Genomic DNA, 25,811 nt, shown 5'->3' with positions numbered 1-25,811 from the left:
GAATCCTTAGCATTAGAGGATCGATGTGACTTTTTTGTGATTACAGCTTAGAATCAACATACAGACTTGAAGGAGGGCACAACTGTGACTACACCTGATCGTACACGCGTCACCGTAGATATCTACGGGACTTCCTATAAACTGGTTGGCAGCAGTGCCGACTATATGAAACAAGTAGCTAACCTGGTAGATGAGCGTATGAGCGCGATCTCCAAGCAAAATTCCCGTCTGGATACTCCGCGTATCGCGGTACTGGCGGCTGTACATATGGCTGAACAGTCTCTTCAGACTCAGGAAATCCGTAATGAACTGAAGATGCTCACTGGAGAACGTACAGAACTGAGAAACGAATTGAATCGGTTAAACGCTATACAAAATGAACATCAACAAGAATTGGAACGGCGTGACCAGTCTCTTGCTGAATTGCAGAAGCTGAAGCTTGAAGCAGAGCAGGCGCTGCAGAAGGCCGAAAAGGACAAGCAAGCTGAAATGGCCAAGTTAAATACATTGCTTGAACAGGAGCGTACCCAGGCAACAGAGCGAGTGCAGAAATTGCAGGCTCAAGCTACTGCGCAACTTAAGGAAGCAGAAGCCAAGGCAACGGCACAACTCAAGGAAGCAGAAATCAAGGCAACGAGACAGCTGAAGGAAATGGAAGAAAAAGCGGCTAATCAGCTCAAAACTGCACAGGCACAGGCCGCTTCACAGCTAAAAGAAGCTCAGAACCGTTCTGTATCCGAACTGCAGCAGGCGCAGGCCAAAGCCGCAACGCAATATAAGGAATTGCAGGACAAGACTGCAGCTCAATTAAAAGAAGCTGAACGCCGTGCCGTTACAGAACGTCAACAAATTGAAGCCAAGGCTGCACAGCAGGTTCAGACAGCCAAGGAAGAAGCCGAGTCCACCATTCTGTCCGAGTTGGAGCAGGCAGAGAGCAATTTGAAGAAAGCTCAGGAAGAAGCGGCACTGCAATATAATGAACTTCAGCAACAGATGGAACTTCGCCTCCAGCAGGCTGAAGAAAAAGCGCTGGAACAGACTCAGGCTCTGACGGATCAATCGAATCAAGAGCGCGCTACTTTGCAGGAGCAAGCGGAGCAGAAGCGCCTGACTCAGGTGAATCAATTGAATGCGGAGTTCAAAGCGTTATCCGAGCAGTCGGAACTCGAATGGATGGAGAAAGAGGCAGCCCTCGAGGAACAATTGCAGCAAGCCAAGGAAGCAGCGGCATCTCGCGCAACAGAAGCCGCATCCGCCGCAGAAGCCTTACTGCAAGAAGAACGTGGCAAGCTCAAGCAGCAGCTTGAGGAACAACGTAAACAGGCGGAGACTCGAATATTAGATGTCGAAGAGCAATTGGAAGAAGTGATGACCCAGCTCATCAGTGCACAGGATGTGGTTGCAGAGCAAGAACAGCAGCTTCAGCACGAGCGTGGTCAATTGGAAACATTGCGTCATGAGCATGGGGTCCGTAAACAGGAGCAGGAAGTTCAGACTCGCCGAATCACGGAACTGGAGCAGCAATTGGAACAGTTAAAAGAGGATCGTTCCCAGTTGCAGGAGCTTCTGCGTGAGACGGAGCAAGCTGCCCAGCAATCCCGTGATGCACAGGAACAATGGAAGCAGAAGTATAACGAAACTGTGGATAGAGAAACCTCTCTCACAGCACAGTTGCGCAAACTTCAGGAACAACATACACAGCTTGAACAGGAAGCCCAAAACCTTCGTGAGGCTGAAGTGAAGTCGGAAGAGGAACAGCGCAGGTTGCATAAGGTGCTAGAACAGGCTCATGCTGCGGTGCGTACATTGCAGAATGAGATTGGCACGCTTACGGAACGTGAGCAGTCCTTGAAAGACCTTGCAGAGCAACGGTTGGCTGAGATCGGTGACCTGGAGAATCAGATTCTCGAAGTTGCTGAACAAAATGAAACGATGGAGTCTGGTGTGCAATCCCTTCATGATGAATTGTCCGTGGTGAAGGAAGAGTCTCGTTTCAATCATGAAGAGGCTGTGCATTATCAGAAGGAAGCAGAGCTTTTGGAAGAGAAACGCCAACAGCTTGAAGTTGAGCTAAATGTTGTTCGGGAAGAGTTGAACCGACTTCAGGATAATTATAAACAAATCCGTAACGACTACAGTGATGCATTACAACGGGAAGAGAATTACAGTTCCAGGCTGGATGAATTGAGTACTGAGAAGCAAGAGATTGTAAGAGCGCTTGAAGAAGCAAGACAATCTTCAGCGAAACTGTCCGAGCGCTACTCGGAGCAAGAGAGCCGGTTAGCCCAGACTGAGGAAGAAGCATTGGAGTGGCAGATCAAACACGAAGAATTGTCAGCCAGACAGGCCGAGTTGTCATCCCGTCTGGAGCAGTTGACGAGACGTGAAGAAGAACTCCGCTCCAGCGTTGCACAAGCAGAGCAGAACGACCAGGTGTGGCAACGCCGTGCAGATGAATGGGCGGCTCAGGAACAATCCTGGCAGGAACGCTGGGCTGCGCTTGAGAATGAACTGACGGTATGGAAGAGAGAAAGCGCGGCAAGTAGCGAGTTGCTGGAGGGACTGGAGCAAGAACGACAGCAGCTGGATCAATTACGGGCAGAAGCAACTCAAGAGAAACAGATCATGGAAAATGAACTGCTTGAGATGGGCGAGCGTTATGAACTGGCAGCTAATCAATTACGTTTGTTACAGGTTGAACGCGAAATGGAGCAGGAAAAGGCAGAGCAGCTGAATACGGAATATCGTCAGTTGCATGATGAATATACGAAATTGCAGACGGAATATAACGAATGGATTGAATTGATTGAACAGGACCAGACCTAGCGGAATGATTGTAGCAGAACTGGCTCGTGGGCAACGCACTCTGGTACAATTTGTTATACTAAAGAAGGAGCTCCCGTCGCTGCGGGGGCTCCTTGTCTTGAACACTATTCTTCAACGATAATTTTGGAGATCATGCTGCTGTGTCCCGAACCACAGAATACCGAACAGGACATTTCAAACTCACCGACTTTGTCGGGGGTAATCACTTTGGAACTGTTTCTGGTGTCCAGCATAAGATTCAGCTCAGGCACGAGTATTCCATGATTTCCGTTTACATTTTCATAAACAATGTTAACCGGGACACCTTTTTTAAGATGGTACTCGGGTTGATCGAATTCGTAGTTGCTTGCCTTGATGACCAGTTCTTCGCTTGCTGTAACGCCAGCATCGGACCCATTGCTGCCAGAGTCTGCGGACTGATTCGCTCCTCCGCATGCAGCGAGGACCAGAATTAACATACAGGCAGCGAGCCATGCTATGCCCTTCTTCATCATGTGCCTCCTTAAGCGTGATATGGATAAAATGTGAATGATTGCTTCAGTCATCATACCGCAATATATGGATGCCTGTACACGCTGCGTATGTCGTTTTGTTGAAAATTGTACGCGTTTGGGCGAAGGTTCATTACGACTTCAAAATGAAATAAACCTCTTCCGGCATAGGCCTTCAGAGGTTTAGGAGCATCCATGGTCATGAAAAGGAGAAGCTGAGATTAGCTTTTGGAGCTTCGTCCGGCATCAAAAGGGGTGGATACCGGGATGAAGAGATCGATAATCCCGATAACCAGCGCAGCGAGAATGGCGCCGAGCAGGCTGACCTCAACATGATCTACAACATATTGACCCAGCCAAATCACCAGTGCGCTAACGATGAATCCGACAATACCGCGACCAAACGGATTGACCCTTTTGCCGAAGATACCTTCAACGATCCATCCAAGCAGAGCAATGACAAGAGCAAGCAACAGAGCGCTCCAGAAGCCACCAACGGCGAATCCGGGAACGATCCAGCTGACCACCATTAATACAATTGCGGCGATGACAAATCGCACGACATGTCCCAGAAAATTCATGGTGTTTACCTCCTTTATTCGGATTGAACTGAGCATGGCAACTCCAAGAGGCTCGGAGAGGTTGCACAATCCTGACACCTGTAGTTTGTGGTGCTATGGTTGAAGTTATGTGTGGAAGGATTCGTTAAATAGCGCAAGAAAGTTTCTTTCGTTATAATACAGATATAGTTTGGAAGGAGTTGTACACTTGGACACGAAAATTTTACACACACTGGAATATCGCAAAATTTTAAATACATTGCTTAGCTATGCCCAGACGACGATGGGTAAAAAGAAAGCGGAGCAACTTGAACCGATCAGTGAACTTGAAGAAGTGAACCGGTTGCTTCAGCAAACCGATGAAGCCTTTACATTTGATCGGTTGAAAGGCTCACCGTCTTTTGGGGGGATTGTAGATATTACGGCCTCCATCAAACGTGCTGAAATTGGAGGGACGCTTAACCCTCATGAGCTTTTGGGGATATCCAATACGACTTTTACGGCACGACGATTGAAACGTCTGATTGCCACTCTGCATGAAGATGAGCCCATCGAATCCTTGTTCTATATCAGTGATCAACTGTCAGAGCAAAAGACGCTTGAGGATGCCATTAAAATCTGTATCGACGACAATGCAGAAGTTGCCGACAGTGCAAGCGTTACGCTTGCGCAGATTCGTCGTGAGCTGCGAGGCGGAGAAGCGCGGATTCGTGAGAAGCTGGATTCCATGATTCGATCCTCTACCGTATCCAAGATGCTGCAGGATCAGCTGATCACGATCAGGGGAGACCGTTTTGTTATCCCCGTGAAAGCCGAATATCGTTCGTACTTCGGTGGGATTGTGCATGATCAATCCGGTTCGGGTGCGACATTGTTCATTGAGCCGGAATCTATCGTTGCAATGAACAACAAATTGCGCGAGACCCGGATTCGGGAAGAACGCGAAATAGAAATTATTTTGCAGAAATTGACGGCACTTGTCAGTGAACAGGGAGAATGGCTGCTGTATGATGTCGACTTGCTGGGATCGCTAGATTTTATCTTTGCCAAAGCACGTCTGGCTCGTGAACTGAAAGCAACGCTACCACGCATGAATGACCGCGGATTCCTCAAACTGAAAAAAGGCCGTCATCCGTTGATACCGATCGAAAACGTGGTTCCAATCGACATTGAGCTGGGCAATGATTACACATCCATTATCGTGACAGGTCCGAATACGGGTGGTAAGACGGTAACGCTCAAAACGATTGGCTTGCTGAGCCTGATGGCAATGTCCGGTTTATTTGTTCCGGCAGAAGATGGCAGTCAGCTATGTGTATTTGATGCAATCTATGCAGACATTGGGGACGAGCAGAGTATTGAGCAGAATCTGAGTACTTTCTCCAGCCATATGACGAACATCATTCGCATTCTGAAGAACATGACCCCAAAAAGTCTGGTATTGCTGGATGAACTTGGAGCAGGAACAGACCCGGCTGAAGGGTCCGCACTGGCGATCTCCATGCTGGAGCATATGCACCGGACGGGATGTCGCATGGTAGCAACCACCCACTACAGTGAACTGAAAGCATACGCATATGAGCGTAAAGGTGTTATTAATGCCAGCATGGAATTTGACATTAATACACTGAGTCCAACGTATCGCCTTCTGGTGGGTGTACCTGGACGAAGTAATGCATTTGCCATTGCAGAGCGACTGGGACTCCCGGGTTACATTCTCGATTACGCCCGTGGCGAAGTGAAGGAAGAAGATCAAAGGATCGAGCACATGATTGCTTCTCTTGAAGAGAACCGTCTTACGGCTGAACAAGAGCGTGAGAAGGCAGAGAGCTTGCGCCAGGACATGGAGAAATTACGCAGTCGTCATCAGACGGAACTGGAAAAGCTGGAACAGCAGCGTGATCGTCGGATTGAAAAAGCAGAAGATGATGCACGTAATATTGTGGACAAGGCTCGTGCCGAAGCGGAGAAGATTATCGCAGATCTTCGTCTGCTGGCTATGGAAGAAGGTGCTTCCGTGAAGGAGCACAAACTTATTGCCGCCCGCAAACAGCTGGATGAAGCTGAACCGGAGAAACGCCGGAAGACCGTCAAGAAGACAGCAACAGCACCAAAGACGCGTGCCATCGGTCCTGGTGATGAAGTGCTTGTCTACAGTTTGAATCAAAAAGGCCATGTTGTGGAGATGTCGGGTAGCAAAGACGCCATGGTGCAACTGGGAATTATGAAGATGAAAGTATCCCTGGATGACCTGGAACTGCAGCAATCTGCTCCTTCGGCCAAACCGAAGCAAAAACCGGTAACTGGCATGAAGCGCACGCGTGATGACAACGTGAAGAGTGAACTGGATCTGCGTGGTACCAATCTGGAAGAAGCCCTGATGGAGACAGACCGTTTCATTGATGAAGCTTTCCTCGCCAACCTGGGCCAAGTTTATATTATTCACGGTAAAGGTACAGGAATTTTGCGTTCCGGTATTCAGGATTACCTGCGTAAGCATAAACATATTAAAAGTTACCGGCTGGGCAATTACGGAGAAGGCGGAAACGGTGTGACCGTCGCAGAATTGGAATAGCCGGACCATGAATCAATGATATTCTGCGGCCTTATACATGAAGGTCGCAGATGGGGAGAGGGGAACGGTGCGTGAAAGAAAGCATTGACCAATTGCTGTCGCATCCCTTGGGGATGGTACTCGGTTTTTTCTCGGTAGCGATTATGGAGCTGCTTGTATTTCTGGCTTGCTTCGAACTGGTGACCAAATATAAATGCTGGACGGAGATCAAGAAGGGCAATGTGGCCGTTGCGATGGCCACTGGAGGCAAGATTTTCGGGATCTGTAACGTACTGCGTTTCTGCATACAGGCTAAATCTTCGGTGTATGAAGCCATGACGTGGTCATTTGTCGGATTTATCCTTCTGCTTGTTGCCTATTTTTTGTTCGAATTCCTCACACCCGTGTTCTCCATTGATAAGGAGATCGAAGCGGATAACCGAGCTGTCGGATTGATATCCATGATTATTTCCGTCTCGTTGTCGTTTGTTATTGGCGCGAGCATTATCTAGGGGGACCGGTCATGAAAATATTGATACGGATTCTGTTTGCGGCATCGATTGTTTTTTTTGCCATCGGTGTCATTTATGTAATGAATACATGATTATTTGAAAGAGAAAGGTTGATTAAACATGGAAACAACAGTTTGCCCTTGGTGTCAGACGGAGATTGTATGGGATGAGGAGCTCGGTCCTGAAGAAGAGTGTCCTTATTGCCACAATGAATTAAAAGGATACCGTACGCTCAACATTAACATCGATGATGAAGAGAACGATGAAGCTGAGGACGACATCTATGATATGGACGATGTAACGAACGAGAAACAGACTACTGATCTTTCTGATCTGTGGGGGGATGAAGTCGAACTCAAATTGCCGGAGTTGCGAACGTTAACCAAATACGCGGATGAAGGTAATGATCTGATTCAGTATGAACAAGGTGTACAGCAGCAACTTGATCATCAGGAAGAAGTACCAGAGTGCCCGAATTGCCGGGAATTCATGATTCTCGCAGGTACACAAGCCGCAACACAGGATAACTTCACACCAGTTGCTAACGCTGCTTCAGGTGAAGGGTCACTATTGTCAACACCATTCAAGGTGCTAACCTATGTGTGCTCTGGATGTTTCCAAGTTCAATACAGTCTGTCTGAGGATGACCGTCTACGTCTGATCCAGAATCTAAGTGCGCAGAAATAAGCATTCCGGAGATTAAAACTAATTTCAAAGCAATCCTGAAGATTCATCATGTTTTCCTCTTGCTTGGGGTACGTTAACCCTGAGACCTACCTGTGTAAAGTTCACTTCAGGTGGATTAAGGAGGAGCAGATGAAGATTACTTTAGGCCGACAATCCATTCTGCTTTTGGGCGTGAATGGATTGTTTGCGTTAGCCGGAGCATTGTCAGGAACCTTCTTAAATGTGTTTCTGTGGAAAAGCCGTCCGGATTATGCCATGTTGGGTTGGTTCACCATCAGTCAGCAACTGGCTATTGGACTCACGTTCTGGCTTGCTGGCAAATGGGTCAAGGAACACAATAAAATGAGTGCATTACGTCTAGGTACTGCGCTGTCCGGCCTTTTCTATATGATTGTCCTCTGGGCGGGTTCCAACGCTGTAGACTGGATTTGGCCTCTAGGCATACTACTGGGTTGTTCGCTCGGGCTATTCTGGATCGCGTTTAATGTCGTGTATTTTGAAATAACGGATCGGGCAAACAGGGATCTATTTAATGGCTGGGTTGGGTTACTTGGCTCGATGACAGGAATTATAGGCCCATGGTTCTCTGGTCTGATTATTACCCGTATGACAGACAACACGGGGTATCGGCTCATATTTACGATATCGCTCATCATTTATGTCATAGCGGTAGTCTTTAGTTTTTTTCTCAAGAAAAGAAAGGTGAGCGGTACATACCGGTGGTCGGAGCCTTGGACACAGCTATCCAAACGGGATAGTCCATGGAGAACCTTGGCTTTGGGTTTGTTCGCTCAAGGTGCGCGTGAAGGTGTCTTTGCCTTCCTGATTGCACTGCTTGTCTACGTGGCAACCGCACAGGAGTACAAGTTGGGGCAGTTCTCACTCATCACCTCAGCCGTGGCACTTGTAAGCTATTGGGCAGCGGGGAAATGGTTTAAACCGCAGTATAGATCAAGAGGTATGTTCATCGGAGCCCTGATTCTGCTGCTTGTGCTCCTTCCTCTACTCTGGAAAGTCACCTATGGTACGCTGTTAATCATGGGGATTGGGAGTGCTGTCGCAATGCCGCTATATGTATTGCCAATGATATCAGCGGGATTCGACATGATGGGCACGAGTGGCGAAAATGTGGAGAAAAGGGTTGAACTTGTCGTTTTGAGAGAGTTATGCCTGATGCTCGGCAGGCTTTTTGGATTGGCCATATTTATAGTGACGGTTATGAATGCTCCATCTCTACGCATGTTAACCTGGCTTATTATTGTCCTGGGTGCTTTTCCGTTAATCGGCTGGATCTTTATGCACAAATTATTGAATCGAACGGAAGGGCAAGAGCCTTCGGCTTAGAGGGCCGTTAATATATAGGGTTTCGTAACCAAAAGGGTACAGATTCGGGAAAGAGATAATTTTCCTAGCACTGTACCCTTAATTATTTATAACTCATGCATAGCTTATATACAGCTCAAATCGGATGTTATACGGGAGAGGGTTTACTTGTACGTGTGAGTGAGAATAGATCCATATCAGGGTTCTGCTTGCCAGTTATGGCATCTGCAATCAGGGAAGCAGCAATCATACTGTACACCGTCCCGTTGCCTCCATAGCCTTCCACAAAGTAAGAATGCGGATAATCGGGATGTGTGCCGATCAGTGGCAGACCATCATTCGTATTACCAAACACGGCACCCCAGGCATAATCGACTGCAAGACCATCTAAAGGGAAATAGGAACGGACCTCTTCCAGAAGTGTGTCTCCCCGGTGTTTTGCCCGAATTTCACGTTGATCCTCCCGAGGTATTTCTTCATCCAAACCACCTGCGATGATTCTTCCATCCGGTGTTGTTCGCATATACAAATAGGGGCGTGCGGTCTCCCAAATCATGCTGTGCTCGAACCATTCCTTAAGATCAGGTAGCGGCTTGGTAGCAATGGCATAGGTCGTTTTCAGATAGGCTCCGCGATCCTTTTTGATATCCTGTGTCTCGTAACCGGCAGCAACTATGACTTTGTTGGCACGGATTTTACCGTTGGAAGTGTGGCATACTACACCATCTTCATCGTATTCACAGTGTATCATTTCGGTCTGACCATAGATTCGGGCCCCACGCTTATTGGCAGATTCAAATAAGGCATGAACGAATCGATAGGGGTTCACTTCCGCATCTCCCATCGTATACAGTGCAGCTGGTTTGCTGAAGGGGAAATGTGTTTTGATTTTGTCCGCATTCCACAGTTCAGCTTCAAAGCCGTAGCGCTTCAGCGTTTGATATTCTTCTTCCAATAGGCTCACATCATCTTCACTGCTTGCAAAACAAAGACTTGTTCGTGGAATAAACCAAGGATCCGTATCCAGAGTACCCGCAATCTGAGTAAGTTGTTTCATGGCTTCCCGGCAAAGTTCATAAAAACGTACGCCTTTGGCTTCACCAAAGGTATGAATACATGATGTTAGGGTCTTGTCATTCGTGTATTGCAAGAGACCTGTATTGGCAGAGCTGCTGCCTTGGGCAATATCTCGCTTATCAATAACAACCGTGTTAACACCTTTCTCTGAGAGCAGTTTCGAAGTCAGAGCGCCCCCCATACCACCGCCAATGATGAGGCAGTCACACGAGATGTCTTCTCGAAGAGCGGGATAATTGAACGTTGAATTAAAAGTGGAAGGCCAGAACGGTGTGCCATAGACCAGATCCATTAGAAACATCCCCTTTATGATTTAAATTTGTATACTTTTGTGTGACCGGGCTAACAATAATTGTGCATAAACTTTATGCCGAGGAGGCCACCGAAACATGCAAAATCAAGCTATGCAAGCGTTGAGTCCCAAGGAATTGAACTACATTGCGGACTCGATCACCAATGAAGAACTGCTGATTAAGCAGTGTGCAGCCACAGCTTCCATCACACATAACCCCCAAATTCAACAGGCACTGAATCACTATGTTCGCTCACATGAACAGCATCTGAACACGCTTGTCAATGCGCTGCAGCAACATCAATCTCTTGCACCAGCGCAAGTTCAGTAATTAAAGTCAACTCTAACTGTATAGGAGGAAAACGCATGTATTCTCAATCTTTATCATCTAATGGCGCTTTTATGCAGGAGCAGGATTTGCTGAAGTCGATTCTTGCAGATTTAAGACGAACCTCGCGCGAATATACGACTGCGACAACTGAAGCTTCCTGCCCGATGACACGTCGAATGTTCACAGACTTAACGAACGATACCCTGAGATTACAAGGGGAACTGTTCAATCTGATGCAGCAAAACAACATGTATTCTGTCTCGTCCAAGGCACTTCGTCAGGATGTGGACAAGCAAATCCAGTCTGCACACCAGACGCAACAGAAGTGTCAGCAATTCATACAAGAAAAGAACACGCAGAACAGTTCATATAGCCAAGCCCCCAATGTGCCTCAGCATCAGCCGAATTACGGTAACCCTTATTACATGTAACCTGTGGAAATGAGGTTTGAAGCACTTGGCTAACCAAGACCATACCACCGCTTGCCTGAATTCAGGGCAGGCGGTCTTTTGTCTTTGCATCAACGTTAAATTCATGTAATATAAGTATTAATTCATTTTCAGGAACCTGGATGACGCTGGAGGGAAAACCATGAAAGATTTGAACGATCTGCAATTAAAAGTTCTGGATCTGCTGAAGGAAGACGCGAGAAGGACTCCCGCACTGCTGTCAACGCTGCTGGGGGAGTCGGAAGACAAGATCAAGAACGCCGTGGCACAGCTTGAACAAGACCACGTCATCGTGAAATACGCAACCGTTGTAAACTGGAGCAAAATAGATGATGAGAAAGTAACGGCCCTGATTGAGGTGCAGATCACGCCGGAGCGTGGTCGTGGCTTTGAAGGGATTGCCGAACGCATTTATCTCTATCCGCAAGTGAAATCCGTATATCTCATGTCAGGTGCATACGATCTGCTCGTTGAAGTAGAAGGTGGTAACCTGCGTGAAGTCGCTAACTTTGTGTCGGAGAAATTGTCTCCGATTGACTCTGTACTTTCAACCAAAACGAATTTTATCCTTAAAAAATATAAGCAGGACGGGATCATCTTTGAAGACCATCAGGAAGACAACCGTCTCATGATCTCGCCGTAAAGGAAGATGTGTCATGATAGTGAATGAACAGACAACCGGAAACAACAAGAATATGACGTCTTATCTGGCACCTCTCGTGCAACAGATACCTCCATCCGGAATCCGCAAATTTTTCGATCTGGTTGGAGACAACAAGGATATAATCACTTTGGGTGTGGGTGAACCTGATTTTGTTACCCCTTGGCATATGCGTGAAGCTTGTGTATACTCGCTGGAAAGAGGTATGACCAGCTACACATCCAATGCAGGCATGCCGAAGCTGAGAGAAGCCATCAGCGATTATCTGGATACTCAGTTTGATACCAAATACGATCCCAAGGATGAGATTATTGTTACTGTGGGTGGCAGTGAAGCGATTGACCTGGCTTTGCGTGCATTAATCGTACCTGGCGATGAGATTCTCATTCCTGAACCTTCTTACGTGGCTTATTCACCAATCGCTTCCATCGGTGGAGGTATACCGGTCGGTGTTGAAACTTATGCGAAAGATCAGTTCAAGTTAACGGCTGAAGCACTTGAAGCTGGCATCACACCGAAGTCGAAAGTGGTTATTCTGTGTTATCCGAGTAATCCCACAGGAGCCATCATGACGTATGAAGAGTGGTTGCCTATTGCTGAAGTGATCAAAAAGCATGATCTCATTGTGATCGCTGATGAAATTTACGCTGAATTGACGTATACGCAAAAACATGTCAGCTTTGCAGCTATTCCGGACATGAAGGAGCGGACCATTCTGGTAAGCGGATTTTCCAAGGCTTTTGCAATGACTGGATGGCGAATCGGGTACATGTGTGGTCATCCTGAACTTATTGCAGCGATGCTCAAAATCCATCAGTACACGGTAATGTGTGCTCCGGCCATGGGTCAGGTTGCTGCGCTTGAGGCATTGACGAATGGTTTGGGTGAGAAAGACCGGATGGTAGAATCGTATAATCAGCGCAGACGTTTGATTGTGCAGGGATTCCGGGATATTGGGCTTGATTGTCATGAACCTCAGGGCGCATTCTATGCATTCCCAAGTATTCAAAAGACAGGCATGAGTTCCGACCTGTTTGCTGAGCGATTGTTAACGGAGAATAAAGTCGCTGCTGTTCCCGGCAATGTTTTTGGTCCTCAAGGTGAAGGCTTCTTGCGTTGCTCTTATGCTACTTCTGTAACCCAATTGAATGAAGCTTTGGAACGAATCGGAAACTTTGTTTACAAAGTGCAAAAAGAGGGTTAATAGTAAAGTAGTAGCATGAGACAACTGTGATATTGTATTATTGGAAAAAAATAACTTTCTTTTGCAAAATATTGTGATATAATTTCAATTTGAAATAAGTTTTCATATATTTGGAAACCATTTTTCCAAGGAGGGGTTGGCTTTGTTTTGTGTTGAATATGATTTACCGACTAATCGTGGGCACTATCTGGCAGAAGGCGATCATGGCGACCGATGGTCGGTGAAACCCGATAACGCATCTTTGCATGACATTTCCTTGGAAGATGAGATTCATATGCTTCGTCGCAAGATGGAACAGATCTTCCTCGAAGAGAAATCATTCACATCCGATATTGTAATTGAAATCAGCAGTTTGCTGGATCTCAAGATTAATGAATACATGAAGGCCAACCCGATTAAAGGAAAATAACGTTTTCGTTGAATTGAAACGTTTCATTTTATTGAGTTAGAAAGGAGACCTGCGAGGGTCTTCTTTTTTTGTCTGTAAAGCAAGGGGGATCCCCCGATAAGACAGGTTATTTTTTTGCGTGGAACAATTGTGATATATTGGACATAGGAGACTAAAGGGGGAACTGGAATGAAGAGATTTTGGGGGCTTACTGCGATCATTTCTATCGTTTTTCTGCTTGCGGGTTGTGGCGGTAAAGATGGTTTTTCCATTTTCATCATCGATAACCAAGGAAATCCATCTGTAATCTCAGAGCAGTTACAGGCTAATCTGCAACAGAAACTGGGCGAGGAACCCAAGGTGGAAGTGATCACAAGTGCGATGTATGATGTTCAGAAAATTATGGTGGAGTATGCGGCTGGCGGACATGATATCTTCATTTTGCCTGAATCCGACATGAAACAATACGGAAGCAATGGCTCCAACATTCCGCTGGATGATACCTTTGACCCGAAGAAGTATGAACGGGGTGTATTTGAGGGCGGTGTATTGGTGGAGAAAGGTGAAGGAGATGACGGTTCAGATCTCAAGCAAGAATCACATCTATACGGCATTCCGCTCGAAGACATGAAAATGTTTAAAGATGTAGAATATGCTGCGAGCAATTTGTTCGCCACCATTCCGGTGTCTGCTTCCAATGTCGAAGAATCCAAGAAAGTGCTGAAGGCGCTGACAGAGTAAAGAAAATACAGAATGGCTGTGGAAGGAGGGAAGCGGATTGCTGATTACGGTCACAGGCGGCATAGGTAGTGGTAAAACCAGGTTTGCCCTCAAGTACGCAGCCGGAATTAGCCGGGAGGGCGTATATTTATCCACTGGTGATCATGATCCCGTTATTCCCGAATTGCCATCCGCTCATTATCGTGCCATTCATGCCGGGAACGGTCAGCAACTGACAGAGGTGATCACCCAGATTAATCGGGAATCCAATCTTTTTCTGGCGGATCAGCGAATTGTAATTGTAGACAGTCTGACCTCATGGATGGCTGCCGGTTTCAGGGCAACAGACGATCTGAATCACCAGCGTTCAGAAACTCAGCTTTTGCTTGATGCATTGTTGTCTTATCAGGGGAAGTTGCTTGTGATTACCAATGAAATGCATGGTACATTGCATCCTACCGAGGAAGAACGGATATTTACAGCGAGAATGGCCTCGGTTAACCGGATGCTGCAGATCCATGCTGAAAAGATGTACATGCTGGTATCCGGTCTGGCCATCGATCTGAAGAGTCAGGAAATGCGGTATGAAGACGAACGGTAACGAGATGACATAAACGGGTGATATGAAGAAGCCTCCTCGACCACGAAATGGTTGCAAGGAGGCTTTATTTATGAAGTCTATCCTTTTTTATTTCTGCTTTTTGCTACGTCTGATCCACCAGATGATACATCCGATGACAATGATGGCCAGAATGACGTACACTACAATGGAATAAACGTCCATAAAGTGCAAAATGCTCTCCCATGATGCGCCAAGTGCAGCGCCTACGGAGACAAGAATAACATTCCAGATCAGTGTACCAATGGTTGTAAAGAGAAGGAATAAACCAAATTTCATGTTGGACATGCCCGCAGGAATTGAGATGAGACTGCGGACGAGGGGAACCATTCGACAGAACAATACGGTCCACATGCCATATTTGTCAAACCATGCATCGACACGGTGAATATCCTCTTTTTTGATGCGCAGAACATGTCCCCAGCGTTCCACAATTTTTTCAAGGCGTTCGACGTCAATGAGGAGTCCAATACCATACAGGATAACAGCACCAAGGACGGAGCCGATGGTAGCGGCAATAATTACACCCGGAAGGGTTAGACTGGTATAGGTAGTCATGAATCCGCCAAACGGCAAGATGATTTCGGATGGAATTGGGGGAAATACGTTCTCAAGAGCAATAATGAGCGCAATGCCTATGTAGCCGTATTGTTCCATGAAATCGGTTATCCAGTTTTGCATAATCGTCTCCTTTACTTTTGGTTTCCTTCGATTTGTCGTATACTCGGCAGAGCACACCAATTCTTATATACGTGTAAAGCGATAGACTGGTTTCTGAAAAAATGGCATTCCCGTATTCATTATTATATTAACAATTGGAGGGATAACGATGGGTATATATACACGAACAGGTGACGAAGGACAGACTTCGGTTATTGGTGGACGCGTCATCAAGGATGATGATCGAGTTGAGGCTTATGGCACGATTGACGAATTGAACTGTTTTGTCGGCCAGGCGATCAGCCTGATTGATTCTGCTCAAGGGCAATTCGAAGATCTGCGTGAACATCTGTTGGAAGTTCAGCAGGAATTGTTTGATTGCGGATCCGATCTGGCCTTCGTGAAGATTAGTGAGTCCAAATATAAGGTAAGAGATGAAATGGTCACACGTCTGGAACAATGGATCGACCAGTATGATGCAGAGAATCCAAAAGTGGAACGGTTCATTATTCCTGGTGGCAGTCAGCTGTCTTCTGCTCTTCATGTGTGCCGTACTGTATGTCGTCGCGCAGAGCGTCGCACGGTAACACTGGGACAGCATACGGACATTAACCCGTCTGTACGACGGTATTTAAACCGACTGTCTGATTACTTCTTCGTGGTTGCACGGACGGCCAATGCGAGACAACAGGTGGCCGATATTGAATATGTGCGGAGCAAAAAAGTATTCCGCCGCAAAGAATGAGCCACTACTATTCGCCGATTGTCTACACGGTGACCGAGCAAGAAGATGGCTGGCTGCTGAAGACCGTGCTTCAGCGCCGGCTACTGGTGTCGCGCAAGCTTTTGTCCAAAATCAAGCTGACAGAACAAGGCGTTATGCTAAATGGAGAGCGCGTGTACATTAGCGTCAAGGTAGCTGCGGGTGATGTCGTTGAAGTTCGGATGGAGCAAGAGGAATCGGATGATATTTTGCCTGAGCCTATTCCCTTTACTGTTCTGTATGAAGATGAGCACTTGCTTATTGTCAACAAGGATGCGGGCATCATTGTTCATCCGACACATGGTCATTATACGGGTACTTTGGCAAATGGCGTTGTTCATTACTGGAAATCCAAGGGTGAGCGATTCCGGTTCAGACCGATTCATCGACTTGATCAGGAAACGTCAGGTGTGCTAGCCATAGCCAAGAATCCCTATGTGCATCAGCATGTGTCTGAACAGATGATTGCAGGAACGGTGGATAAGAAATATATTGCGCTTGTGCACGGCAGTCCTGTCCCGGAACAAGGGTCAGTGGATGGCCCGATCGATCGCGATCCTGAAGAGCCACACCGCCGAATCGTAACACCTGATGGTTATGCTGCAAGAACGCTGTACGCAACCGTAACACGTTGGGCAGAAGGTTGCGCCAGTGCAGTAAGTCTTAAGCTGGAAAGTGGCAGAACCCATCAGATCAGGGTACATATGACGTCCATCGGCTGCCCGTTGATCGGTGACCGGATGTACAAGACACTACCTGTGCACGAGATCGATGAGCAGACCATAGCTGTTCGGGATGAACGGGACAGCTGGATCGAACGTCAGGCCTTGCATGCCTGTGAACTGACGTTTGAACATCCCATTCTAAAGGAACGTATAACGTTCCAGGCCCCTTTTCCAGCAGATATGGCTGCGCTGGAGCAGTGTTTGAATGATGAGGCAGCTCCAAGGGAGATGCTCTAGGAGAAAGCGCCAAAGAACTTCCCTAAGAAATGACGGCTTTGCCGTAGCTTTGTGCAAGGCCCGTCCTGTTTGGGGTTCTATGGTGTTTGCTAACCCTTGTGAGGGATGCTTCCTGCACCCGAACAGTATGCCGTAGGCTAATCTATGGTTTAATGTATTGATGTTTACCAATTTCATGTTAATTATTTCAAGAATTCAAATCTCAAAAGCTTTTAAGGATATAAAAGCTGTAAGATTTTGACCCAAAAAAATATAGCGAATGTGTTTTTGATCTCATTCGCAAAAGTCAGTAAAGTTGCATGGCGATGGTATCGATTTGGAGCGACTTTTGGATTTGCGAAGCAAACCAAGGGAAGTGACAAGTCGAGACCGGAGCCACACCGGAGCCGCACACTAGGAGGTACACAAAATGAGCAATTTAAAAGTATATCAATATGCCAAATGCGGCACATGCCGTAAAGCTGTAAAATGGCTTGAAGCGCAAGGCCATGAGCTGGAGCTAATCCCCATTTTCGACACACCGCCGTCAGAATCTGAACTAACAGAACTGATCCAAAAGAGCGGACTGGAAGTGAAGAAATTCTTTAATACGAGTGGGGAAGTGTATAAGGAGCAGCAATTGAAGGACAAGCTTCCGGGCATGTCCGCTGATGAACAGATTCGTTTGTTGGCTTCCAATGGTCGTCTGATCAAACGTCCGATCGTTACGGATGGAGAAAAGGTTACGGTTGGCTTCAAGGAAGAAACGTATGAGCGGGAATGGAATAACCCGTAAAATATGGATTTATGGTGGGATCGGTCATTCGATGATTGTTATGATTGTCGAATGAATAAACACTTAATGGGCTCTGAATGTTCAAAATTCAGGGCTTTTTTGGCTGAACGATGGTTGGCGGAACTATGCTATAATGATAGAATTAGTTTCGATATTTTATATGCTAGATTTGGATAGGAGAGAACAAATTCAAGTGAATCAACGTAATGAACCTACTTTGTTGCTGGTAGACGGTATGGCGGTGTTGTTCCGTGCTTTTTATGCGACATCTGCAAGCGGATATATCAGACGTACAAAGGCAGGATTGCCTACCAACGCAGTCTACGGATTTATCCGTTATTTCTGGGATGCGGTTCAGACTTTTGGGCCAAGTCATGTCGTATGTTGTTGGGATATGGGCGGTAAGACGTTCCGCGGTGAAGAATACTCCTTTTATGTACCTGTTAACTATAGGGATTATTAAAAAATGTTAATTGAACAAAGCTTATTCTTAATAATCCCAATATGAAATGGGATTTAATAAAGTTGAGTGAGAGGCACCTTTTCGAGACATGTACTACTTGAAAGAGAAGAGGGTTTAAGAAGTCGAAGATTTGCTCGAGATTGAGCGGTACAAAGGACGACATCAGGAAGTGAACAACATGCTATTCAAAATTGAGTTCGACGTACTAACAAGGGCTACCGTTGAAAAGGTAATAAGAAAACAGATGCAGCCATCCAACAAAGTGACGAAGTAACAATAAGCGTGTTAAAGGTAAAAGGCAGAGGTGTTTAACGAGAAAGAATTTAACTGTGAACAAGAAGCTTTCCAGTTGTCTTAAAGAGAGTTCTGTCACCAAACAGTCAAAGTCAAACAAATAACGTCGTTCAATTGAAATGACAAGTGAGAGACCAAACAAGCCTATGTTCCTTCAGCGGACAAGTTATCTATAATAAATGTTTAGTTGCTTGAAGATGGTGATGATGAATGAGCGAATTTAATGTCCCGTTAGTTCACTTCAACCGCGGCGAGTTTGTAGAAGCCGATTACCAAGATCCGTTACGAGAAGATTATTGAACGAATGACTTACCCTATTCAATCCGTACATATGCTCCCAGATGCATTTTTGCGTCCTTATACGTCAGTCAAAATGTATCAAATTGAAATTGACTTCAAAGGAAGTGCTTGTAGGTTGATTACAGCTTCAGAAGATGTTGTTGGAACCTGAGCGTGCATTACGTAACTTGAAAACTGGCGAGTTAACATGCTACTTGATGAAGATCAAGCTACACTTTCTTTTCTTCTAACAATCCTCTATTCCTAAGGCGAAGTTACGGGATGTTGCGGATATATTCCGAGAGAAATCTGTTCTCAAGCAAGACCTAAGGCGTGGAAGCATCAAGGTACTGAATATCTCCAATATTGAAAACGGAGATGTAAAACTGGATCAGTTGGAGACGATTGATGAAGAAGAACGGAAGGTCAAGCGTTATGAGACTCTTTCGAGCGATCTTGTTATGGCGTGCCGCGGCACGGTGAATAAAATCACCATCTTTCCAGATACGGAGGGTACGGTGATTGTTTCCGCCAATATACGTCATTCGATTCAAAGCGACCACTATAAATGGATTTGCAAAGATATCTCTGGAGAGTCCTGTAGGAATGACACTGATTCAGAGCTTCCAGCGAGGTGCATTCGTTATGAATTTGAATCCATCAGATGTGGGGGATCGAACTGTCTCTCATCACTCTTGACGAGCAGATCACTCGAGTGGATCGTTATAACGAGGAACAGGAGCGGTTCAAACAATGATTCGTGTGGCAGCGGATCGATGGGAGCAAGTGAAGAACAAACTCTATTGTGAACTCTACTGAGGAGGAACCTCGGAATGGCAACAGCGAACAAGAGTTTTGAATAGAGATTAAATTAAGAATTTAAGCACATCGTGTTAGCCCTGCTATTCCTTAAATATGTTGGTTGCAATTAAAGAGGGATGTGACACTGAATCTGGGTTAAGAGGCTGTTAAAGAAATACAGGAATCCACCTGATCTTTAAAATGGCAATTGTTTGGTGTTCCAACAGGCAGAGTTAATAGTGAAGGCAGAGACAGAAAAATTTAAATACTAACAGACATCAGGAGCAGCTAAAAGACGTTTATTTAGCTGCGCCTTTGTCTCAAATTAAGATAGTTAATTTTGATAAAAGAGAGGTGTTTTAATTGAGAGCATTTATAGTTGATCCATCTATCACACTAGGAAACGACGATCAAGCGTGTAAATTTTATCAGTTCTGTCTCTATGAGTTGTCAAGACACACCGATACAAAGCCAATTCAAAACAAAATGATGCTACATCAATCAATGGCTCAGCCAACAGACAAAGATATTATCATTTTTTTTAATCGAGAGGATAATGATTATTCTGCAGAGTTTGTAACATTCCTTAACGAGGCAGTTCATGCCGGCACGAAATTCTATCCGATTTCGATGACTCCCGCTCATCGTGTACCCCCAAAATGTATACCTGACCCGCAAAGCTATGATGTTAAAGATGCTCTTGAACGAAGAAAATTAACTAATTTGCAACTGGAGACAATTGCAATTGTCGTAGCTAGAGATGCAGTTTCAATCTTACAACCTACGTTAACAAGAAGAAACATGACTCTATTTTTAAGTCACCGTAGATCTGATGGTGAAGTAATAGCAGGTGGATTTTATGATGCATTATGTCTAAGGGCTCAGAACCGTTTTCGAGATTTGAGTGATATTCTTGTTGGTGAGAATGCACAAGAAGTTATTGAAAATAACCTTCGTAAGAGTGATGCTGTCATTTTTCTGGACACGCCACAAAGCGGTGAATCTCCATGGATTGAGTTAGAACTCAAAATGGCATTATCTATGAATTTACCTATTGTATGGGTCAAACTTGGTGAAGAGACAAACAGAGTGAATTTGAAAATAAAGCCAGCTGAGTCACCTCATTTTTCAGAACCCACAGTAGATTTAGGTTTGCGACAAGTCGAACAAAATTTAGTCGACTCTGTTATTCATAAAGCATTTGAAATTTCACGTGACAAGGCTATGAGCATCTTTGGAAACTTGCAAAGAATGCGTGAGTTAGATCGAGAGGGGAAAATAACTCTTGAAATTATCAGTGAGCAATCTTACATGTATCAGGTTAAGATTCCTCGAAACGGGTTTCGCTATTTTCAACGACCAATGACGCATCTAGTTAGCTTCTATGGAAGAATTCCTAAGGATGATGATCGGGCTGTATTTAACAATTCCATTGTTGAACAGGGTTATTCCAAACATCCACGATTAGGACATGTTTATGATGCTGCTATAATGCTTGCTCCGATGGCATCACAAAACAATCAGGATCTAGTTGATGACCCTCATTTTGTAGATTCTTGTGATGAGTATGTATCCAGCTTAGAACTTTACTCTAGAGGCCAACTACCATCATTGGATCAGAAAAAGACGGTGATTGTATCTGGAGCATTTCCAGACTGTGAACCTGAATACCAACAGGCTCTATGGAATGGACTTTGTGCGTTTATACAAGCCATTTTTGATAGAAATGGTACTGTTGTTTTTGGAGCTCATCCAACCTTCCAACAAGTTATATTTGATATTGCCAAGCTAAGAAGGCCTAATGATTTTACCAAAGCAATTCATATGTATATCTCGAAACACTTTGTCACCCAGGCAACTGTAGATGAGTTATCTTCTCATTCAAAGGTAACAGGCGTAGATCCTGTGGAAAATGACCGTGGAAAGAGTTTAACAGCGATGAGAAAAGCAATGATTAATCATGAAAATGCTGCATGTATGATCGTACTAGGGGGGAAAACTCAAAGACCTGGTATTCCACCAGGTATTGATGAGGAAATTGAGTTAGCAAAATCTCGAAATCTTCCAGTATTTCTAATTGGATCCGTCGGGGGAAGAGCAGCAGAAATTGCAACAGAATTTCAAAATTCTGGGTGGAAGAGTAAGCCTAATCATTTAACTGTAGGGTTTAATCAAGAGTTAATGATTAGCCCAGATTATGCTTTGCTCGCAAATAAATTGCTTGATGCCTTAGGCTTTTAATCATTCGATAAAATATTTCATAGGAGTGATGAAGTTGGGAAGAAAAATTTTTATCTCATATAAATATTTGGATAGTAGTGTTTATCCTCTCAATGGTGACTATTTTACAACCGTAAGACATTACGTGGATGAGTTGCAAACCAAGCTAAAAGAAGAAGATCACATTAACAAAGGTGAGGGTGATGGTGAGGATCTAAGTGATTTTAAGGAAGATACAATATGGACAAGCTTGAAGGAAAAGATTTTTGATAGTACCATTACTCTTGTGTTTATTTCAAAAAATATGAAGTCGATTTTTACTAATGAAGAAGACCAGTGGATTCCTTGGGAGATTTCATATTCACTGAAAAAGCTTATGAGAAACGGTAAAATAAGCGGAACTAATGCATTGCTGGCAATTGTTTTACCAGACAAAGACAACAGCTATGAGTATTTCATTCAGGATAATTCTTGTCCCTATTGTAAGTGCACGACGCTGAAAACCAATACCTTATTTACAATATTAAGAGAGAATATGTTTAATATTAAGTCACCAACTTACAATGATTGTAGCAATCACATTGAAGGCAACAAAATATACATAGGAGAGTCCTCTTACATTCGTTCTGTTAAATGGTCTAATTTTATCGATAATATCGATGAATATCTTCAAGTAGCATATAACATTAATGAAAATAAAGACGAATATAACATTCGAAAAAGTGTTTGAATCTACCCTTAATAAGGGAGGGACGAAAGTATGCCTGGTGTTGCCCAAAGAAAGTACGTTGGTGAAACAATGCGAATCAATAAGAATTTAAGTCGAATATTAAGACATATGTCTGATGTGTTACCCTATAGTTACAGTGCTGAAACGCTGTTGGAGTTATTTAAAGATCTGTATCCAATAGAGTGGAGGGAATTAGAACAAAGGTATCACCAATATAAAAAGAAAGATGTATTTTTAGTTAACAAAGGTAAGAAAATTAGATACAAGCCTCATCCACCGAGAAAACATTTTCTAAATTTGCCTAAAGTGAAACACATGTTATCTAAGGGGGCAATTGCCAAGCATCAGGCTAAGTTTGACAAGAATGGTTATCAACAAAAACTCGATACTTACAAAGCCAAAAGGCAAAGTGCTTTTCAAATTAGGAATGAAAAGATTGCTAAAGCCAATGAACTTATTCAAAATATTGAACCGCTTTATATTGATGCGTTTATTGCTGCTTATCATAAAAAAGGCATAAGTATTGACGGAAAGATCGAGATATTTAAAGAACTACAGAAATATAAATCACGAAAAGTTATTGAGTTTTTTTACAAACTTAATGATAGTGAACGGAATAATCAAATTAGGAATATGGCATTTAAGCACCTACAGTCGACAGGAAACTACGTTAAATTAAGAAAACAATACAAAGGTAAGAAGAAAGAATATATGACAGAGAGAAGTCAATTTTACATGACTCCTCTCGATTTACTAAACAGAATTGAAAGTAACAACGTACAGAACAAAAAAGTATATGATGTATTTATATCACATAGTTATAAAGACTCTACAATCATTAAGAAGATAATTAAAGCATTAAACAAGCTTTCTCTTAATGTATATTGTGACTGGACAAGTGACAATGACTTCCTGAAAAGAGAGCTAGGTAGTGAATATACAAAAGTTATTCTAAAAAGGCGATTAGAACAATCCAAGAATGTAGTTTTTGTCAGAACCGATAACTCCCTTGAATCTGAGTGGGTTAGATTTGAATTAGATTATTCTAAAGAAATAGGGAAAAATATATTTTGTATTGATTTTAAAAGTGACGGTACAAAAGAACAAATGAAATATCTTTATTATGATCCTGTAATTGAGACGATCATATGGGGAGAGTCTATTTAATAGTTTCGTTAAGAACAAAGGAGTGAAAAAGTGGCTATATTTATTAGCTTTGCTAAAGAAGATCAATCATTTGCTGAGCGTGTTTCCACTGAACTGGTTAAAAGACAAATTATAGTTTTTTTTGATCAATGGGAACTCAAAGTTGGTAATAAGCTGACAGATAGGCTGACAAGAGAAATAAACGAAGCGGAATATATATGTATAATATTGTCAAAGGCATCCGTTGGAGTTTTGAACTCGGATGAGCAAAGGTGGTTTAAACGTGAGTTTGAATTAGCACTTGAGTTAGAAAAAAAGGTTGGTAGCGATATAATTATACCGATTATTATTGACGATTGTGAAATCCCTGCTGAATTGCAAGATAAGGTCAGGTCTGATTTTAATACTAAAAGTTTTGATGAGGGAGTAAAGGAAATATTGCTTGCCGTATCCAGTTCAATAAAAACAACAACTACTTCTAGGCAAGCACGTGAAGACAGAAACTTTGTATATGACTGGGCTATAGATTGGAATATAAACAAAGAAAAAAAGCTGGAGATTTCATTGGACGTGGTTGAGTTTTCAAGAGAATTTGAGTGGTCAATACTAACAAAAGTCAGTATTACCTCAAATAGTGCTGCATCATATCATTTTAAAGAAAGATCCAAAAAAGGATTAGGTGAAGTTGTAGTATACACAATTCTAGGATTCTTGGCTCAGCATTTAGGTGATGAGTCTTTGTTACTCTCGGATAATAAGCCTTCTAAGAAAAAAGTTGATATAGAAGATCCTCGAATGAATTACAAATTTCACATTGATATTACTTCAAGAAAACTCGGTAAAGATACTGGTAGGGATTTTCTTATTCATACTGGTAATTATTATAAACAGATATTCGGGTATCTAACTAATAACAATGTGACATTGTAATAGATTTTGTAAATAATAAATAGATGAAATAATAAAATTTTTAGATAATGGTTTAGACTCTTTTAAAAAAGGGATTTAAATGTTGCAAAACATCAGTGATTTTAGTGCAGTTGATTATGAATATGAGGTAAAAAATATAATCATTCAACAGAGACGTTATTTAAGTACATCATACAAGGGAAAATACCACTTCTTAACTATGAAGATATTCCATGCTATGGCAAGGCTATAAATGAAGGATACCTAAAGCAAAAATAGGAACGATCAAATTTTTGGATGTCTTTCACAGGTTACAACGATTCATACCCATGTAATCAGCTCGAGGGAAGGTTGGTACTTTACTTACATCAATGAGCTCCGTTTTTGTGGAATAGATGTGTTAGGCTCCTATCATAAAGAAGAGCCAGCGGCTCAAAAAAATGTGGATCTTGCTTCGGATCCGACTCGTATCCAAATAGTATTTGATTTTAAACAAAGAAACATTGATTATATTGTTTGACATAAATGTGGGAAGAGACATTCATGATACGGGTGTCATTTTAATTAGTGAAGTACAGATAATGAATTACGGTTCATGCATATACTGCAGATCAACTTGGATAAACGGATTCCTTTTTTTCTTAAAGATTTTGTGGTTACGGGAATAATGTCGGACAACCTTCAAGGAATTTTTGATGTACATGGGCTTAAAAAATCCAAAGTAATACATAATTATTTAAAAAACTTTCTATCTATACTGAGTAATTCAGAAGCTAAATTCTACTTTGAGCGGTAGCAGGTTGACATCGAGGAGTGGGATGAACTATTTAGTGAAGGCGACACATCGCCTGCATTTATATTAATGAATCAGATTTTCCGGAACTGGTAAAGAAAAGATAGGATTGCTGATATATAATATTAATATTGTGCTTGAGCAAGTTCGTAGAATGGCTAATAAACATAGAAGTATGTTAGTTGACAATGAAATTTGTTGGAGTTAATGGAAGGTGGTCTTATGAAGCTGTAAGAGATTTTCTTCTGGAAAATATTGAGAGTGATGTGGTTGAAAGAAGACATATACTGGGGACTATTTTAAATCAGCGGAGGGTGGTCGA

General features: G+C 43.5%; 23 protein-coding genes and 1 pseudogene. 20 read left to right on the top strand and 4 right to left on the bottom strand.

Annotated elements, in window-relative coordinates; genetic code table 11:
- The first annotated feature begins 84 nt into the window (after positions 1 to 84).
- Entirely contained in the window at positions 85 to 2,826 is a 2,742-nt protein-coding gene (locus OM416_RS13910; protein WP_264930129.1) for a cell division protein ZapA, read from the top strand.
- Between the two features lie 104 nt (positions 2,827 to 2,930).
- Here OM416_RS13910 and OM416_RS13905 read toward each other — a convergent pair whose 3' ends face one another.
- Together OM416_RS13905 and OM416_RS13900 are read right to left on the bottom strand one after the other, a co-directional pair.
- The gene (locus tag OM416_RS13905; RefSeq protein ID WP_062833443.1) at positions 2,931 to 3,317 is read right to left on the bottom strand and encodes a cytochrome C oxidase subunit II; all 387 of its coding nucleotides are present in this window, start codon (positions 3,315 to 3,317) and stop codon (positions 2,931 to 2,933) included.
- A 221-nt stretch (positions 3,318 to 3,538) separates the two neighbouring features.
- On the bottom strand, positions 3,539 to 3,898 hold the full coding sequence (locus OM416_RS13900; RefSeq protein ID WP_036610114.1) for a phage holin family protein: 360 nt from the start codon (positions 3,896 to 3,898) through the stop codon (positions 3,539 to 3,541).
- 187 nt (positions 3,899 to 4,085) lie between these two features.
- Here OM416_RS13900 and OM416_RS13895 point away from each other — a divergent pair, with 187 nt between their 5' ends.
- The 4 genes from OM416_RS13895 (at position 4,086) to OM416_RS13880 (ending at position 8,974) form a co-directional block, all read left to right on the top strand.
- A complete protein-coding gene (locus tag OM416_RS13895) occupies positions 4,086 to 6,452 on the top strand; it encodes an endonuclease MutS2 (protein ID WP_264930123.1) in 2,367 nt (788 codons plus the stop codon).
- A gap of 113 nt (positions 6,453 to 6,565) precedes the next feature.
- Positions 6,566 to 6,943, top strand: a complete 378-nt coding sequence (locus tag OM416_RS13890; RefSeq protein ID WP_248278027.1) for a DUF350 domain-containing protein — start codon at positions 6,566 to 6,568, stop codon at positions 6,941 to 6,943.
- A gap of 120 nt (positions 6,944 to 7,063) precedes the next feature.
- Positions 7,064 to 7,630, top strand: a complete 567-nt coding sequence (locus OM416_RS13885; RefSeq protein WP_264930117.1) for a hypothetical protein — start codon at positions 7,064 to 7,066, stop codon at positions 7,628 to 7,630.
- Between the two features lie 129 nt (positions 7,631 to 7,759).
- Positions 7,760 to 8,974: an MFS transporter gene (locus tag OM416_RS13880; RefSeq protein WP_264930114.1), complete on the top strand. Its 1,215-nt coding sequence runs from the start codon at positions 7,760 to 7,762 to the stop codon at positions 8,972 to 8,974.
- A 127-nt stretch (positions 8,975 to 9,101) separates the two neighbouring features.
- Here the strand turns inward: OM416_RS13880 and OM416_RS13875 are convergent, their stop codons facing one another.
- On the bottom strand, positions 9,102 to 10,322 hold the full coding sequence (locus OM416_RS13875) for an NAD(P)/FAD-dependent oxidoreductase (RefSeq protein ID WP_264930112.1): 1,221 nt from the start codon (positions 10,320 to 10,322) through the stop codon (positions 9,102 to 9,104).
- 97 nt (positions 10,323 to 10,419) lie between these two features.
- On the opposite strand from OM416_RS13875, the gene OM416_RS13870 reads away from it, so the two are divergent.
- From OM416_RS13870 to OM416_RS13840, 7 genes are all read left to right on the top strand, one after another.
- A complete protein-coding gene (locus OM416_RS13870) occupies positions 10,420 to 10,653 on the top strand; it encodes a hypothetical protein (RefSeq protein WP_062833449.1) in 234 nt (77 codons plus the stop codon).
- A 35-nt stretch (positions 10,654 to 10,688) separates the two neighbouring features.
- Positions 10,689 to 11,084 carry a spore coat protein gene (locus tag OM416_RS13865; RefSeq protein ID WP_062833450.1) on the top strand — a complete coding sequence of 132 codons (396 nt, stop codon included), beginning with the start codon at positions 10,689 to 10,691 and terminating at the stop codon, positions 11,082 to 11,084.
- Between the two features lie 160 nt (positions 11,085 to 11,244).
- Positions 11,245 to 11,745 carry an Lrp/AsnC family transcriptional regulator gene (locus OM416_RS13860; protein ID WP_024628343.1) on the top strand — a complete coding sequence of 167 codons (501 nt, stop codon included), beginning with the start codon at positions 11,245 to 11,247 and terminating at the stop codon, positions 11,743 to 11,745.
- Between the two features lie 13 nt (positions 11,746 to 11,758).
- Entirely contained in the window at positions 11,759 to 12,967 is a 1,209-nt protein-coding gene (locus OM416_RS13855) for an aminotransferase class I/II-fold pyridoxal phosphate-dependent enzyme (RefSeq protein ID WP_145146723.1), read from the top strand.
- Between the two features lie 187 nt (positions 12,968 to 13,154).
- Positions 13,155 to 13,376, top strand: coding sequence for an aspartyl-phosphate phosphatase Spo0E family protein (locus tag OM416_RS13850; RefSeq protein WP_176872852.1), 222 nt, complete (start codon positions 13,155 to 13,157; stop codon positions 13,374 to 13,376).
- A 168-nt stretch (positions 13,377 to 13,544) separates the two neighbouring features.
- Positions 13,545 to 14,096, top strand: a complete 552-nt coding sequence (locus OM416_RS13845) for a hypothetical protein (RefSeq protein WP_264930096.1) — start codon at positions 13,545 to 13,547, stop codon at positions 14,094 to 14,096.
- A 37-nt stretch (positions 14,097 to 14,133) separates the two neighbouring features.
- Entirely contained in the window at positions 14,134 to 14,676 is a 543-nt protein-coding gene (locus OM416_RS13840; RefSeq protein ID WP_264930093.1) for a bifunctional adenosylcobinamide kinase/adenosylcobinamide-phosphate guanylyltransferase, read from the top strand.
- 87 nt (positions 14,677 to 14,763) lie between these two features.
- On the opposite strand, the gene OM416_RS13835 is transcribed toward OM416_RS13840, so the two are convergent.
- A complete protein-coding gene (locus tag OM416_RS13835) occupies positions 14,764 to 15,375 on the bottom strand; it encodes a DedA family protein (RefSeq protein WP_145146724.1) in 612 nt (203 codons plus the stop codon).
- 148 nt (positions 15,376 to 15,523) lie between these two features.
- Here OM416_RS13835 and OM416_RS13830 point away from each other — a divergent pair, with 148 nt between their 5' ends.
- From OM416_RS13830 to OM416_RS13795, 8 genes and pseudogenes are all read left to right on the top strand, one after another.
- On the top strand, positions 15,524 to 16,099 hold the full coding sequence (locus tag OM416_RS13830) for a cob(I)yrinic acid a,c-diamide adenosyltransferase (protein ID WP_169478806.1): 576 nt from the start codon (positions 15,524 to 15,526) through the stop codon (positions 16,097 to 16,099).
- On the top strand, positions 16,096 to 17,079 hold the full coding sequence (locus OM416_RS13825; protein WP_264930088.1) for an RluA family pseudouridine synthase: 984 nt from the start codon (positions 16,096 to 16,098) through the stop codon (positions 17,077 to 17,079). The genes OM416_RS13830 and OM416_RS13825 overlap by 4 nt, the downstream gene beginning before the upstream one ends.
- A 409-nt stretch (positions 17,080 to 17,488) precedes the next feature.
- Entirely contained in the window at positions 17,489 to 17,854 is a 366-nt protein-coding gene (locus OM416_RS13820; protein ID WP_264930086.1) for an arsenate reductase family protein, read from the top strand.
- A gap of 193 nt (positions 17,855 to 18,047) precedes the next feature.
- Positions 18,048 to 18,290: pseudogene (locus OM416_RS13815) on the top strand (5'-3' exonuclease); the annotation flags it as partial.
- A 1,764-nt stretch (positions 18,291 to 20,054) separates the two neighbouring features.
- Complete coding sequence (locus OM416_RS13810) at positions 20,055 to 21,932, top strand: TIR domain-containing protein (protein ID WP_264930084.1); 1,878 nt, start codon at positions 20,055 to 20,057, stop codon at positions 21,930 to 21,932.
- Between the two features lie 28 nt (positions 21,933 to 21,960).
- Positions 21,961 to 22,641 carry a TIR domain-containing protein gene (locus OM416_RS13805; protein WP_264930082.1) on the top strand — a complete coding sequence of 227 codons (681 nt, stop codon included), beginning with the start codon at positions 21,961 to 21,963 and terminating at the stop codon, positions 22,639 to 22,641.
- 30 nt (positions 22,642 to 22,671) lie between these two features.
- Complete coding sequence (locus tag OM416_RS13800; protein WP_264930080.1) at positions 22,672 to 23,808, top strand: toll/interleukin-1 receptor domain-containing protein; 1,137 nt, start codon at positions 22,672 to 22,674, stop codon at positions 23,806 to 23,808.
- 30 nt (positions 23,809 to 23,838) lie between these two features.
- The gene (locus OM416_RS13795; RefSeq protein WP_264930079.1) at positions 23,839 to 24,717 is read left to right on the top strand and encodes a toll/interleukin-1 receptor domain-containing protein; all 879 of its coding nucleotides are present in this window, start codon (positions 23,839 to 23,841) and stop codon (positions 24,715 to 24,717) included.
- Positions 24,718 to 25,811: the final 1,094 nt, after the last annotated feature.

The organism is Paenibacillus sp. LS1 (assembly GCF_026013365.1).
Taxonomy (GTDB): Bacteria; Bacillota; Bacilli; order Paenibacillales; family Paenibacillaceae; genus Paenibacillus.
This window is presented reverse-complemented; position numbering and strand designations above follow the sequence as displayed.

What these genes read in the sequence shown, in the direction of transcription:
- OM416_RS13905 (WP_062833443.1), bottom strand. Translation starts at nt 3,317, where the DNA reads ATGAAGAAGGGCATAGCATGGCTCGCTGCCTGTATGTTAATTCTGGTC.
- OM416_RS13900 (WP_036610114.1), bottom strand. Translation starts at nt 3,898, where the DNA reads ATGAATTTTCTGGGACATGTCGTGCGATTTGTCATCGCCGCAATTGTA.
- OM416_RS13890 (WP_248278027.1), top strand. Translation starts at nt 6,566, where the DNA reads ATGGTACTCGGTTTTTTCTCGGTAGCGATTATGGAGCTGCTTGTATTT.
- OM416_RS13885 (WP_264930117.1), top strand. Translation starts at nt 7,064, where the DNA reads ATGGAAACAACAGTTTGCCCTTGGTGTCAGACGGAGATTGTATGGGAT.
- OM416_RS13880 (WP_264930114.1), top strand. Translation starts at nt 7,760, where the DNA reads ATGAAGATTACTTTAGGCCGACAATCCATTCTGCTTTTGGGCGTGAAT.
- OM416_RS13875 (WP_264930112.1), bottom strand. Translation starts at nt 10,322, where the DNA reads ATGGATCTGGTCTATGGCACACCGTTCTGGCCTTCCACTTTTAATTCA.
- OM416_RS13870 (WP_062833449.1), top strand. Translation starts at nt 10,420, where the DNA reads ATGCAAAATCAAGCTATGCAAGCGTTGAGTCCCAAGGAATTGAACTAC.
- OM416_RS13865 (WP_062833450.1), top strand. Translation starts at nt 10,689, where the DNA reads ATGTATTCTCAATCTTTATCATCTAATGGCGCTTTTATGCAGGAGCAG.
- OM416_RS13860 (WP_024628343.1), top strand. Translation starts at nt 11,245, where the DNA reads ATGAAAGATTTGAACGATCTGCAATTAAAAGTTCTGGATCTGCTGAAG.
- OM416_RS13855 (WP_145146723.1), top strand. Translation starts at nt 11,759, where the DNA reads ATGATAGTGAATGAACAGACAACCGGAAACAACAAGAATATGACGTCT.
- OM416_RS13845 (WP_264930096.1), top strand. Translation starts at nt 13,545, where the DNA reads ATGAAGAGATTTTGGGGGCTTACTGCGATCATTTCTATCGTTTTTCTG.
- OM416_RS13835 (WP_145146724.1), bottom strand. Translation starts at nt 15,375, where the DNA reads ATGCAAAACTGGATAACCGATTTCATGGAACAATACGGCTACATAGGC.
- OM416_RS13830 (WP_169478806.1), top strand. Translation starts at nt 15,524, where the DNA reads ATGGGTATATATACACGAACAGGTGACGAAGGACAGACTTCGGTTATT.
- OM416_RS13825 (WP_264930088.1), top strand. Translation starts at nt 16,096, where the DNA reads ATGAGCCACTACTATTCGCCGATTGTCTACACGGTGACCGAGCAAGAA.
- OM416_RS13820 (WP_264930086.1), top strand. Translation starts at nt 17,489, where the DNA reads ATGAGCAATTTAAAAGTATATCAATATGCCAAATGCGGCACATGCCGT.
- OM416_RS13805 (WP_264930082.1), top strand. Translation starts at nt 21,961, where the DNA reads ATGAAGTTGGGAAGAAAAATTTTTATCTCATATAAATATTTGGATAGT.
- OM416_RS13800 (WP_264930080.1), top strand. Translation starts at nt 22,672, where the DNA reads ATGCCTGGTGTTGCCCAAAGAAAGTACGTTGGTGAAACAATGCGAATC.